The organism is Pelatocladus sp. BLCC-F211 (genome assembly GCF_041928655.1).
In the GTDB taxonomy this organism is placed as follows: domain Bacteria; phylum Cyanobacteriota; class Cyanobacteriia; order Cyanobacteriales; family Nostocaceae; genus Pelatocladus.
Map to the genome: position 1 here is coordinate 96011 of NZ_JBHFLM010000110.1, position 13787 is coordinate 109797.

General features: G+C 42.1%; 10 protein-coding genes. 6 read left to right on the top strand and 4 right to left on the bottom strand.

Annotated elements, in window-relative coordinates; genetic code table 11:
- Positions 1–2: 2 nt before the first annotated feature.
- The 3 genes from purF to ACE1AT_RS13705 all read right to left on the bottom strand — a co-directional run bounded on the left by purF (position 3) and on the right by ACE1AT_RS13705 (position 6028).
- Positions 3–1502 (bottom strand): amidophosphoribosyltransferase, encoded by a 1500-nt coding sequence (gene purF, locus ACE1AT_RS13695; RefSeq protein ID WP_374869132.1) that lies wholly within the window; start codon positions 1500–1502, stop codon positions 3–5.
- A gap of 183 nt (positions 1503–1685) precedes the next feature.
- Positions 1686–4109, bottom strand: coding sequence for a phosphoribosylformylglycinamidine synthase subunit PurL (gene purL, locus ACE1AT_RS13700; RefSeq protein ID WP_374869133.1), 2424 nt, complete (start codon positions 4107–4109; stop codon positions 1686–1688).
- Between the two features lie 1433 nt (positions 4110–5542).
- Positions 5543–6028 carry an allophycocyanin gene (locus tag ACE1AT_RS13705; RefSeq protein ID WP_374869135.1) on the bottom strand — a complete coding sequence of 162 codons (486 nt, stop codon included), beginning with the start codon at positions 6026–6028 and terminating at the stop codon, positions 5543–5545.
- A 230-nt stretch (positions 6029–6258) separates the two neighbouring features.
- Between ACE1AT_RS13705 and rlmD the strand changes: the two genes are divergently transcribed.
- On the top strand, positions 6259–7620 hold the full coding sequence (gene rlmD, locus ACE1AT_RS13710; RefSeq protein WP_374869137.1) for a 23S rRNA (uracil(1939)-C(5))-methyltransferase RlmD: 1362 nt from the start codon (positions 6259–6261) through the stop codon (positions 7618–7620).
- A gap of 495 nt (positions 7621–8115) precedes the next feature.
- Positions 8116–8571: an anti-sigma regulatory factor gene (locus ACE1AT_RS13715; protein ID WP_026722398.1), complete on the top strand. Its 456-nt coding sequence runs from the start codon at positions 8116–8118 to the stop codon at positions 8569–8571.
- 62 nt (positions 8572–8633) lie between these two features.
- Here ACE1AT_RS13715 and ACE1AT_RS13720 read toward each other — a convergent pair whose 3' ends face one another.
- The gene (locus ACE1AT_RS13720; RefSeq protein WP_374869139.1) at positions 8634–8912 is read right to left on the bottom strand and encodes a DUF6439 family protein; all 279 of its coding nucleotides are present in this window, start codon (positions 8910–8912) and stop codon (positions 8634–8636) included.
- Positions 8913–8956: 44 nt separating this feature from the next.
- Here ACE1AT_RS13720 and ACE1AT_RS13725 point away from each other — a divergent pair, with 44 nt between their 5' ends.
- The 4 genes from ACE1AT_RS13725 to ACE1AT_RS13740 all read left to right on the top strand — a co-directional run bounded on the left by ACE1AT_RS13725 (position 8957) and on the right by ACE1AT_RS13740 (position 13198).
- Positions 8957–9325, top strand: a complete 369-nt coding sequence (locus tag ACE1AT_RS13725) for a hypothetical protein (RefSeq protein ID WP_374869141.1) — start codon at positions 8957–8959, stop codon at positions 9323–9325.
- 197 nt (positions 9326–9522) lie between these two features.
- Positions 9523–10914: an asparagine--tRNA ligase gene (asnS, locus tag ACE1AT_RS13730; protein WP_374869143.1), complete on the top strand. Its 1392-nt coding sequence runs from the start codon at positions 9523–9525 to the stop codon at positions 10912–10914.
- A 421-nt stretch (positions 10915–11335) separates the two neighbouring features.
- Positions 11336–11815, top strand: a complete 480-nt coding sequence (locus ACE1AT_RS13735; RefSeq protein WP_374869145.1) for a chemotaxis protein CheW — start codon at positions 11336–11338, stop codon at positions 11813–11815.
- A 24-nt stretch (positions 11816–11839) separates the two neighbouring features.
- Positions 11840–13198, top strand: a complete 1359-nt coding sequence (locus ACE1AT_RS13740) for a CheR family methyltransferase (protein ID WP_374869147.1) — start codon at positions 11840–11842, stop codon at positions 13196–13198.
- Positions 13199–13787 lie beyond the last annotated feature (589 nt).

A 13787-nucleotide genomic window follows, 5' to 3' on the forward strand; every position in this document is an offset into this window, starting at 1 on the left:
TATTACATCACCACTTTCTCTAACATTAACTTAGAAGCTTTGAGTGATTCTGGTATACCGACGGGGTAATCTCCTGTGAAACAAGCAGAACAAAAGCTTTGTGGATCTTCTCCCGTTGCTATCAGCATTCCCTCCCAACTCAGATAGGCTAGGCTATCTACTTCTAATTGCTTGGTAATTTCCGCTACTGATTTTGTGGCTGCAATTAGTTGCTCTTGACTATCGGTATCAATGCCGTAGAAACAAGGGTGAGTCACTGGTGGTGAAGAAATTCGCATATGTACTTCTGTAGCCCCAGCTTCACGCAAGGTTTTGACAAGTTTGCGGCTAGTGGTTCCCCGGACAATCGAGTCATCGACAATGATAACTCGTTTACCATTGAGTACATCTTTGAGGGGGTTAAGTTTCATGCGGATGCCCGACTCGCGCATGGTTTGAGTAGGCTGAATAAATGTGCGTCCGACGTAGCGATTCTTAATCAGTCCTTCGGCGTAGGAGATACCGGAGGCTTGAGAAAAGCCAATGGCAGCAGGAATTCCAGAGTCAGGAACACCAATGACAATATCTGCGTCAATAAGTGATTCTTTTGCTAATTGTCGCCCTAACCGCATTCGGTAAGTGTACAAGCTTTCATTGTGCATGACACTATCGGGGCGAGCAAAGTAAATCATTTCAAAGATACACAGCTTGCGTTGCTGTTGTGGACTCCAGTGGTAGGAAGCCAAACCCTCTTCTGTAATCCAGACTAATTCACCTGGTTCCACATCCCGTAAGTATTCGGCACCAATAATATCTAAACCGCAAGTTTCAGAAGCAAGCACATAACGCACTGGATCGCTTCTCAAAGTACCAATTACTAAAGGGCGAATACCATTCGGATCACGAACACCCATTAAACCAGCAGGTGTAACAATTGCGAGACTAAAAGCTCCACTCAGGCGATTAAAAGCTTTAATGCTGCCCTCTAGCCAATTTTGACCTGCATCTATTTCTTGAGCGATCGCAAAAGCAATCATTTCGGAATCAGTTGTTGTCACCAAGTTACAGTTATTCTCTAGCAACTGTTCACGTAACTGAATTGTATTGACTAAATTTCCATTATGTGCTAGCGCAATTTTCCCTAAACTAGTATCGACCACAGCAGGCTGGGCATTAACTTTTCGGCTCGAACCTGTGGTGGAATAACGAGTATGACCAACACCCATCTGACCAGGCAAGTTGCTTAAAATTCCTTCGTTAAAGACCTGGGATACTAAACCCATATCTTTGTGCAGATGTACTTGTTCTCCATCAAAAGTAGCAATGCCAGCCGATTCTTGTCCCCGGTGTTGAAGAGCATATAATCCAAAATAAGTGAGTTTGGCTACATCTTCTTCTGGTGCATAGATGCCGAAAACACCGCAAGCTTCTTCTGGCTTATCTGATCGAGTGTCCTGATGAATCATTTGATTATTGATTGGTAGAGGCTGGTCATCCGCAGTGATGGGATGGGTGGGAATCATGCTAGCTTTGCTCCTGATGAGGGTGTCAAGTGACTAGGATTATGTAAATAGATGGATGCAAAAACATTAATAAATGGTTAACCATCTATTAAAACAGTAGCGTAATTATTATTTTCGCAAAAGCTAATCAAGGGCGAAATGTAAACTGCCCAAAGTATGAAATTCGCTTCATCTTTAGATTATTTAACGTTCTTGGGTATTGGTATAAATGGCTAAACGTTTTGCGATCGCCTTGGAGTAGCGATCGCCCATTTCCTCAATCCTAGCGTTGATTAAAGCTTGACCATCAGAGGTTAAAACCCGCAAGCCGATTTCGGAATTCCCAACTTTACCTAGTTTGTGCCATTTTTGCTCCAGGTTTTGCTGTAAGTAAGATTCCCAAATTTCTTGTTGTTCTGGTGCTACAGAAACTACAATCCGTCCACCACCTTCGCCAAACAATACTTCGTCTAGACGCTGCGAATCATTTGCAGGTAAGTTTAAGCTAATTTCTGCACCCATTTTACCTGTGATACAACTTTCAGCCAGAGCTATAACCAAACCACCTTCAGCACAATCATGAGCTGAACGTACCCAACCTTGGCGAATTCCCTCGCGACAAGCTTTTTGTACCTGTCGTTCCCAGTCAAAATCTGCTCGTGGTGGTTTCCCTGCAACAGTACCATGAATACTAGCTAAGTATTCTGAGCCACCTAAAGTTAAATCAGAAGACAATCCACCTAACAAATAAATGACATCGTCTGCTGTTTGCCAAGCTTGACCGCAAATTTTACTGAGATCAGGAATCAATCCCACCATACCCACAACCGGAGTAGGATAAATAGGCTGGGGATTACCTTGAGAATCAAGAGTTTCATTGTATAACGAAACATTACCCCCAGTTACCGGGGTTGCCAATTCCCGACAACCTTCAGCCAAACCACGACAAGCTTCTGCTAATTGCCAATAACCAATCGGTTTTTCCGGACTACCAAAATTGAGGTTATCTGTCACCGCTAGAGGTTCTGCACCCACACAGCTTAGATTGCGTGCTGCTTCTGCGACTACCGCTTTTGCACCTTCGTAAGGATCAAGATAAACGTAGCGGGGATTACAATCGACTGTAGCAGCAACACCCGATTTTGGATTTTGGATTACCCTGCGCTTCGACACGGAGTGGCTTCCGTAGGTAGCCGCTGACGCGTCTATGGATTTTAGATTGGGGATTTCTTCTAATGGACGCAAACGAATCACCGCAGCATCAGCACCACCAGGTAACATTACCGTATTGTTCTGTACTTGATGATCATACTGGCGATAGACCCAGCTTTTAGAAGCAATTGTGGGATTATCGAGCAAAAGCAACAAAATATCATTCCAAATATGAACTTTTCCTTTAATTTCTATGCCAGCAGTTGTACATGGAGGTAAAGCATCTGGTGTCCATTCCCAGGCTTGACGCACATATTCCGGTAGTTCTGCGAGTAATTCCCTCTCATACAAAGGTGTATTTTCTGCTAAAGCTGTCGCAGGAATTTCGGCTGCGATTTTACCTTCAAATAGAATCCGCACAACTGGTTCAGCAATAACTGTACCAGCAACAACCGCATGAAGTCCCCAACGATGGAAAATATCAATTAACTCTTGTTCCCGTCCTTTTTGGGCGACAAATAGCATTCTCTCTTGAGATTCGGAAAGCAGATATTCATAGGGAACCATCCCGATTTCGCGCACAGGTACTTTATCTAAATCAAATTCAATCCCTACACCACCTTTGGCTGCCATTTCTGAGGTGGAACAGGTGATCCCAGCAGCACCCATATCTTGGGCAGCAACAACTATACCTGTTTTAAAAGCTTCCAGACAAGCTTCAATTAAAGATTTTTCCAAAAAGGGATCACCGACTTGCACCGCCGGGCGATTATCCATTGATCCATCACTGAGTTCAGCACTAGCAAAACTTGCGCCCCCCATACCATCGCGTCCGGTGGTGGAACCGACATATAAAACAGGATTACCAATACCAGATGCCCCAGATTTGACAATTTCGGAGGTTTCCATTAATCCCAGAGCCATGACATTGACTAAGGGATTGCCAGAGTAAGCAGGGTCAAAGTAAACTTCGCCGCCAACGGTGGGTACTCCCACACAATTACCATAATGGGCTATTCCTGCAACAACACCACTAAATAGCCTTTGTGTTTTGGGGTCTTCTAAAGAACCAAAGCGGAGGGAATTTAAAATGGCTACGGGACGCGCACCCATTGTAAATATATCACGCAGAATTCCTCCAACACCAGTAGCGGCTCCTTGAAAGGGTTCAACTGCACTAGGGTGGTTGTGAGATTCTATTTTAAAAGCCAGTCGTAGTCCATCACCTAAGTCTACAACTCCGGCATTTTCACCAGGACCAACTAGGATGCGATCGCCTGTGGTAGGAAATTGTTTCAGTAAAGGGCGAGAATTTTTATAACAGCAATGCTCCGACCACATAACCCCAAACATACCTAGTTCAGCTTTGTTGGGATGACGCCCTAGTCGTCGGACTATTTCTTGGTATTCTTCAAGTTTAAGACCTTCAGATGCAATTTCTTCAGGAGAAAAAGGAGGTTCGCAAGCGGTGGTCATGGAAGTATGCACCAAGGGGACAGATGATTATTGTATCGATTTTCTGTCCCATTCCCGTAATCAATTGAAAATAGGGAACTCTTAACAGGGAATAGGAAACGGGCAAATCCTCAACAGATGCTCAAATCTGCGTCAATTTGCTATTGATCTTCTGGTTATACCAATTCTATATGAAAACGCATACAAAGACCCCACCCCGGCTTCGCCACCCCTCCCCGCTTGCGGGGAGGGGTTGGGGGAGGGGTAAAATTCTATGCAGCTTCACGAAGAATTGGTATTAACTGCTTATGTTAGTTTTAGTTGCTAGTGTGGAAAGACAATTATTTTTATTGGTCAATAGCAAAAATACGTAATTTTTTAGCTAGAGTTCTGGCAATCAGTAATACTTCAGTATTTTCACGAATACCAAAAATAAAGACGATTTCATAATATATATATTTACTACATTCACAAACCAGTAAAACTTGAACTCTGAGTTTGTTGTGTAAACATCGCATTATTTAAGGCTTCGTCAAAACTCAGTTCTGAATTCAAACAGGTTGTTTCACTTGCTATTTATTATTTGCAAGTATCGACATCATCACAATATGACAGCGATCGCTTGTATCAAAGACACTTTTTGCAGGATAACCATTTTGACTATAAGACTCCTATTTGATTTTTGTTGGCGTAGCCTGCGCTCTGCGCTTAAAAAACTCAGTATAATTTCTGTTCCCTATTATAAATCATAAGGGTTTTGGGTAATCGGTAATCGGTAATGGGAAAAATCTTCCAGTTCTTCTAATTACCAATTACCCAGACAACACCGCTACTATAAATTGGGCGAATCCCTCTAATTTCATTCGGGGGTGTTCCCTCAATGAAAAATATTCCGGATACTTATCCCAAATTCAGAACATAACAGAAGCACTAAATACCGCTTATATCAGCAAGATTGATACTATCTCATCATGTAATAAGCAGCCTCATTATCGTCATAATACAAAACTTATTTTCAGTTTTGATGGCAAGAAGTTTTGCCATATACAAATTTACTGAGATAAATTGGTGATGACAATCACAAGCGTTCATGATTAAGATCCTATTCCTGCAATTGCCAAACAGAGATAATAAATGACAACTGAACTCTAGCCGAGTCATTAATAGGGAACACACTAATTGCTGACTGTCTTTAAAAAGGCAGTCGGCTTTTTATTTGTGAATTTTTATTGGTTGATTGTTCCCAAAAACAAACAACTACCAACCACCAACCAAGACAAATAAAATATCCCCACAACTTGTTGGTAACTTGACAGAGATTTTGCCAGAGCCACTAGCAAGTGTGGGGAGTATGATGATATTAAGAAATGATGATCAATATGCAGGTGCTATCTTCCACTTAGACCAACTAAGGTGGAATTACACCTTGAGACAGCGTGAGTACTCACTTTGAATTAGGACATCGCTTGGATGATGTAATCAAAGTAAGGTGCTGCTTCCAAAGAATCGTCTGCATTCAGTAAATCAAGGGAGGCTTTTTTCAGACAGTTGATGGCTTCTACCATTCCAGGTACAGGAACACCCAAGGAATTGTACATTTCTCGCACACCAATCAAACCAATCGTTTCAATTGGTTCTTTGTCGCCTGCAAGTATGCCATAAGTGATCAGGCGTAAATACCAGCCAAAGTCACGGATACATAAAGCACGCTGGCGTTCTCCGTAAGCATTCCCCCCTGGCGAGATAAAATCAGGACGCTTTTGCCAAAGCTGTTTGGTAGCTTCCTGAACTATCTTTTTTTCATTTTCAGCTAGGGTACTAACAATACGTACCCGCTGTTCACCAGTTTGCAAAAAATCTTTGATGCTTTTGAGTTCGCCACTGCTAGGATAACGCAGTTCGTCGTCAGCTTTGAATATAACTTGGCTTACTACAGTCATGATATTGAATCACGAGATTTATTATTTGCTAGTTTAACGAGTCTTGTGTCCACAAGTGAAGGGGGATCGGGGATTAGGAACTGGGTATCAGGAATTAGGGACACGAGAGACAAGGAGGACAAGGAGGACAAGGAGGACAAATAGACGCGCAGAAAAACTAATGACCAATAACCATTAACTCTTGACCATTGACTATTGACCATTGACCATTGACCATTGACTATTGACAAATGACTAATATTTCTTGGAAACAAGGTGAATTAATAGAAGTTAACATAACAGACACAACTGATACGGGCGATGGTGTGGGACGATCGCACCAACGGGTGGTGTTTGTACCAGATACTGTACCAGGCGATCGCGCTCTTGTCCGTCTAGTACACGTCAAATCTACTCATGCTCACGCCAAGCTGCAACAAATATTACAACCTTCTAGTTACCGGATTCGACCAAGCTGCATTGTGGCTGATAAATGTGGTGGTTGTCAGTGGCAACATATAGATTATGAATATCAGCTAGAAGCAAAACGCAATCAAGTTATTCAAGCTTTAGAACGTATTGGTGGTTTTGTGGAACCACCTGTAGATAGGGTTTTAAGAGCGGCTTCTGCTTTAGGTTATCGCAATAAAGCCACCTATCCTATGGGTGTATCTGCAACTGGAAATGTCCAAACAGGCTACTACCAAAAAGGTAGCCATCAATTGATTAATTTAAATCAATGCCCAGTACAAGATTCACGATTAAATTCTTTATTGGCAAAAATTAAACAAGATATTCAAAAGCGAAATTGGCCAATTTATAACGAACAACACCACACAGGAATAATTCGTCATCTTGGTTTACGCATTGGTCGTCGGACAGGAGAAATATTATTGACTTTAGTAGTCAAAGATTGGAATTTACCAGGTATCAAAGATCAGGCACAAGAATGGCTAAAGCACTATCCTACTCTAGTAGGAGTTTGTTTAAATCATAACCCAAAACGCACAAATACTATTTTTGGATCTGAAACTCGTTGTATTTCTGGTATTGCTTACCTGCGAGAAGAATTTGCAGGTTTAGAATTTCGTGTACGTCCAGATACGTTTTTCCAGGTTTCTACGGAGACAGCAGAAAATTTGTTACAGGTTATTCAATCAGAACTGCACTTACAAGGAACTGAGATACTACTTGATACCTATTGTGGTATTGGTACGTTAACTTTGCCCTTAGCAAAACAAGTTCGTCAAGCAATTGGGTTGGAAATACAACCGGAGGCGGTAGAACAGGCTATTGACAATGCTAAATATAATCAAATTACTAATGTTACTTTTATGACAGGCGCAGTCGAGAAATTACTGCCGCAACTGGAAATTAAACCGGATATTGTTTTACTAGATCCACCGCGTAAAGGATGCGATCGCCAAGTTGTCGAAACTTTACTAGAATTTCAACCAGAACGTATCGTTTATGTCAGTTGTAAAGTAGCAACTCTCGCGCGTGATTTGAAATTATTTTGCGAAAATGGTGTATATACTCTTACACGTGTACAACCAGCAGATTTTTTCCCTCAAACCGCCCATGTAGAAGCAGCAGCCTTTCTTGTGCGATAGCTATGTTGCACAGGTGCGATGAATCCATTCACAGATATCCATAACATCGCATCATTTCAGTTGCGTTAAATATATATAAATCTTTTAAAAAAAACTCAAATTGGAATTTTGTAGTCTAGCAGATAGTAAAAATGCTAAACTTGAATTAAGCTAAAAATATAGTTCTAATTGTGCAAAAATATAGAAGCCGCATGGGCTATTCTCAAATATGAATTGGGTCGTCTAAACTAAAGTTCGGCAGATGAAAGAGTATAAATATGCTCTTTTACGTATGCACAGCACTTTTTGAATTGCTAACTGCTTGGGCAGGTTTACTTAAGCCGTTTTATGTGAGACAGCCCAAAATCATTAGGAGAGCCAATGCTCCCTAGCATTTTCAAAATTTAGTTCCAAAGACGTTAGGTTTGAAGGCAACACGACCACCTCACAAATTATCAGGGTGCCTGTGACAGCAAACTGATGTCTAGCTAACTCTGAAGCTGCGGGGTTTCTCTTGTGATCACCATTTCACTTCGTCCAGTAGGACGTAGTTGGGGTACTATTAGTTTTGCCTCAACTCTATATCTCTGTCCAATATTAGATTTACTTCTGGCAGAAATTCCCACGCCTATGCAAGCCGAATTACGACTAGGACTCCAAGAAGCTCTAGTTAATGCGGCTAAACATGGCAATAATCTAGATCCTAGTAAAAAGGTAGTAGTACGTTTTTCCTTAATAGATAATAAATATTGGTGGATCATCTCAGACCAAGGGGGAGGTTTTACTCCTTCTTGTAATTGTGATATAGATCCAACAGAGTATCTACCACCAGATGAATCAGAAAACGGTCGTGGTTTATCTATTTTGCATCTTGTTTTTGACGAAGTAGAGTGGAACACCAAAGGTACTGAGTTAAGACTTTGTAAGCAATTAGAGCAAGCTCGACCGCGTATACCGTTATTGCGAAATTAGAGAATGAATAGGTGATTAGTAAGTGGTAATAGGCAAACCAATTACCAATTACTAATTACCAATTACCCTTTTCCGTGTGTAGGACAAGGTGGTGCAGAAATAGAGCGATCTAACCAACCTGTCGCTTGTTCTAACCTTGTTAAAGCTTCTTGTGGTTCTTCCTTAAGGAGGAAGACAAGAGCTGCTGCTAGTTGTTCACTAGCACGAGCGTTACGGTTAGACTTGAGGCGATGCCAATCATTAGGAGAAATACTCAATCTCTCCATGAGAGATTGAGCTAATTCTACAGTAGTAAATTCACTCAGTTGACTGTTTTTAAGCGGCTGTGTAGATTGAGACATACACTCCAAGGTATTGTCGCATTTACCTTTACTCTACTACTTTAATGAAGCAGCCTCAAAAACCGTCAGAACCACCACAAGAGGATAATCAAGAACTTGATTTTGAACAAGAACTGTTAGAAGTCGAGCGATCGCTTGTGGCTTTAAAAGAACGTTACCAACAGGTGCTACGCGATCGCCGTCAACAAAAACAATTACAATATAAACTTTATAAACTCAGTCAAGATAAAAAACCAACACCAGAGATAGAAGCTGAGTTACGCCAAATTCAACAGCAGTTAGAAGTTTTAGAAGTGTGCTTAGAGAGTCAGCTGTTTTCTTGGCGCAGTTTTAGAGAGCCTTTTTGGCAAGCGATACGCTTTGGTGGATTAGGCGTTATCATAGGTTGGTTATTTAAGTCGTGTGCTGGGTAGGGATCGGGGATCGGGGATCGGGGATCGGGGATCGGGGATCGGGGATCGGGGATCGGGGATCGGGGATCGGGGATCGGGGATCGGGGATCGGGGATCGGGGATCAGGGATTTATTTAAGAACTAAATCTTTTAAATTAAAATTTAGAGTCTACAATTCTAAAAATGTCAAACTCTAGATTTTATGTTCGGATACAAACATGTCAAATCAAAGAATAGTAGAAATATTACGAAATGGTCAGCCTGATGATTCACTAGAAGTTAAAGGCTGGGTGCGTACTAAGCGTGAATTAAAAGGTTTTGCTTTTATAGAAGTAAATGATGGTTCATCTCTGGCAAATTTGCAAGTGGTAATTAATCAAGATTTACCAGATTATGAAAATATTTTAAAAAAATTAAATACAGGTGCTTCCGTGGAAGTGGCTGGAGTGTTAGTTGCTTCTCCTGCTAAAGGACAACGTGTGGAATTAAAAGCAGATAGCGTCAAAGTTTACGGAGAAGCTGATCCCGAAACTTATCCTCTGCAAAAGAAACGCCATTCCTTTGAGTTTTTACGAACAATTGGACATTTGCGATCGCGTACTAATTCCTTTGGTGCAGTTTTCCGTGTCCGTAATGCTTGTGCTACAGCTATTCACCAATTCTTTCAAGAGCGCGGTTTTATGTGGGTACACACTCCCATTATTACCGCTAGTGACTGCGAAGGTGCAGGAGAACTTTTTAGTGTCACGAGTTTAGATTTAAAAAATATTCCCCGCACAGAAAATCAAACAGTAGATTATACTAAAGACTTCTTTTCTAGACCAACATATTTAACAGTTAGCGGTCAACTAGAAGCTGAAATCATGGCGATGGCGTTTAGCAACGTCTACACTTTTGGTCCCACCTTCCGTGCGGAAAATTCCAACACTTCTCGTCACTTAGCAGAATTTTGGATGGTTGAGCCAGAAATGGCTTTTTGTGATATCCATGGGGATATGGATTTAGCTGAAGAATTTCTCAAATATATTTTTAAATATGTGCTGGAAAAATGCCCAGAAGACATGGAATTTTTTAACCAGCGCATTGATAATACTGTCTTAGCGATCGCAGATAATATTATCAACAATCAATTTGAACGTATCACCTATACAGAAGCCATCAAACTTTTAGAAAAAGCCGATGTGCAGTTTGATTATCCTGTTAATTGGGGTTTAGATTTACAATCAGAACACGAACGTTATCTTTGTGAACAATTGTTCAAAAAACCAGTCATTGTAACTGATTATCCAGCCCAAATTAAAGCCTTTTATATGCGCTTAAACGACGATGAAAAAACCGTCGCTGCAATGGATATTCTCGCGCCGAAAATTGGTGAAATTGTCGGTGGTTCTCAACGGGAAGAACGTTTAGAAGTGTTAGAAAGGCGGGTACTCGCGCAAGGAATGAAACTAGAGGATTTGTGGTGGTATCTGGATTTACGCCGTTACGGTACTGTTCCTCATGCTGGTTTTGGATTGGGATTTGAAAGACTCGTGCAATTTATGACAGGGATGGGAAATATCCGCGATGTGATTCCTTTCCCAAGAACGCCAGAAAGCGCTGAGTTTTAGTTTCGCGCAGAGGCGCAAAGGCGCAGTTAAAGATAATAGTAGGTTGGGTAGAGCGATAGCGAAACCCAACAAAGCCTTGAAAATGTTGGGTTACTCTATCTTGAAGCCGCGCAGAGTTCGTCTACGTTCCTCAACCAACCTACTAGTTTGCCACAAAGATTTTGATAGGCTAAGGGAGTTCGTAGTAAGCAATACGCGTGCTTAAATGAGGACTAAAGTCCACCCTGCGGGTAGACACAAAGTGGCTTCTGAAAGTAGCCGCTCTTACGAGCGTCTACACTACAAACCTATCAAAATTAGTGTGGTGGAGTACTAGAGTCTAGTGCGTGAGCTTTCTCTTCTGTTTCTCAGTAAGCTTTGTTAATATAGCAACATCAAAATCTGGTAAAGGCTGTTGAGGCTGCGTTGTAGAGGTAAAGTCATGTTATTTTTGTTGCTACATATTGACAATGAACGCTATGCCTTGGAAAGTCAGCAGGTTGTAGAAGTGCTTCCGCTCGTAGTCCTCAAAACCCTTCCCTATACACCTGAGTACTTTGCTGGTGTTTTTAACTACCGAGGGCGGATTGTGCCAATCATTGACTTGTGTCAGTTGATTCGGGGGAAACGCTGCTCTGAGCATTTGAGTACTCGTATTATCCTGATTAACTACAAGGTAAAGCAACAGGCTGATAGCTCACCATCCCAAACACCTTATCTTTTGGGTTTGATGGCGGAACGGGTTGTAGAAACCTTACACAAGTCTGAAACTGAGTTGGTTGATCCAAATATCCAAATAGACGCAGCACCTTATTTGGGTAAGATGATCGTAGACGAGCAAGGCATTATTCAGTGTGTACACGTAGATGCCTTGTTATCAGATGTTGAGCAAGTTCATCTTTTACAAAAACTAGGGGTGTAAGGGTGTGGGGGTTTAGGTGTGTAAATGACACAATCTATTATCGAAGTTTTACTGAAAAGCAAGATAGGTTTCGATGCCAGTTCAATTAGCTCTGGGATGATTGCCAGAGCGATCGCTCAACGGATGGCTCATTGTAAAATCACAGAGATCGAAAGTTATTTGGGAAATTTGCAGGAATCAACTCAGGAATGGGAGGCGCTGATCGAAAGCGTGATTGTTCCTGAAACTTGGTTTTTTCGAGAGCGGGAATCGTTTAATTTTCTCAAGAGTTATGTGCTTTCTGAGTGGTTGCCAACTCAACCCAAGGGTGTATTGCGGGTTCTGAGTATCCCGTGTTCTACCGGGGAGGAACCTTATTCGATTGCGATCGCGCTTTTAGAAGCAGGGTTAACAGCTACAAAGATTCACATTGATGCTGTTGATATTAGCAAAAACTCTCTGCTCGCTGCCCAACGAGCAATCTATGGCAAGAACTCGTTTCGCGGCAATACCGTCTGTTTTCAAGAGCGCTATTTTCAGCCAACAGAGACAGGATACCATCTCTGCGAGCAAATCAGACAGATGGTTAATTTCATATATGGGAACCTGGCTGATCCTCATTTTCTGGCTGGTACATCGCCCTATGATATTGTCTTTTGTCGCAACCTGTTAATCTACTTTGATCCTGCGACAAAAAAGCGCACGCTTCGAGTTTTAGAACGGTTAGTCACCCCAGAGGGATTGCTGTTTTTAGGACATGCGGAAGCTGGGTTACTCCTCAACACGCGATTTATCCCAGTTTGTCACCCACGAGCATTTGCCTATCGCAAGTCAGTAATACAAGCAAGCGATGCTCCGAAGGAGCCGCTACGCGATCGCAAACCTACCTGGGAAAAACACCGCCCAACTCTCCAAAAAACACCTTTAAAAGGGATCGGGGATTCTCCAGAGGAGACGCTTCGCGTAGACGCGTCAGCGGCTTCTCATAGAGTACGGGGATCGGGGAACAGGGGGTTTTTAAACCCTATAGGGGAACAGACTATCAAGCAGCCACAGTCTATCAAAATCAATACTGAAAATTTACCAAAAGATTCCCAGCCGAACTTATTAGCCACAGCCAAAACCTTAGCTAATCAAGGTAATTTGGCTCAGGCGGCTCAATTGTGCAATAACTATCTCAGTGAAACTCCGGACAGTGCGGAGGCGTATGTCACCCTCGGTGAGGTGCAGCAAGCGATGGGGCAGAATCAGCAGGCTGCTCAGTCTTTCCAAAAAGCTCTTTACCTACAACCAACTTCTGAAGAGGCACTTACTCATTTGGCATTACTTAAGGAACATCAAGGAGATGGGGATAGTGCTGCTTTGCTATGGCAAAGAATACACCGACTTCAGAAGTCTGAGTAAACAAAACTATTTCCTTCTTAGTGTCTTAGTGTCTTAGTGTTTCAAAAATGATTTTTTTCACCACCAAGACACCAAGACACCAAGAAAAACTTATCTTTGAGACTTACACCTTGACAGGGTTAATAAATTTTTTCAGTTTTGAGGATGTCAGCTGTTAATCTCATTCTCCACTTGGGAAGTATGAGTTCAAGAATAAGTAAGACAGTGCAAATAACAAAAGTTTGTAGTGTAGACGCTCGTAAGAGCGGCTACTTACCCTACGGGAACCCCTTCGGGGAACAGAAGCCACTTTGTGTCTACCCGCAGGGTGGACTTTAGTCCTCAAGAAAGGACTAAAGTCCTTACTACGAACTGATTGCAATAATTTGACGTTGTTAACATAGTTTGATTTATTCTCACCGACTTACTTATACGCCAATACAGTTCAGTTAAGAAGAAATGTAGGTTGGGTTGAGTGCAAGCGAAACCCAACAAAGCCTTGATAATGTTGGGTTACTCTGCGATCAGCCGCGCAGGGCGCGTCTACGTTCCTCAAACGCCAGGTGCTACAACTCTTGGGACCCCCGCAACGCACTGGCTCCCCAACCTA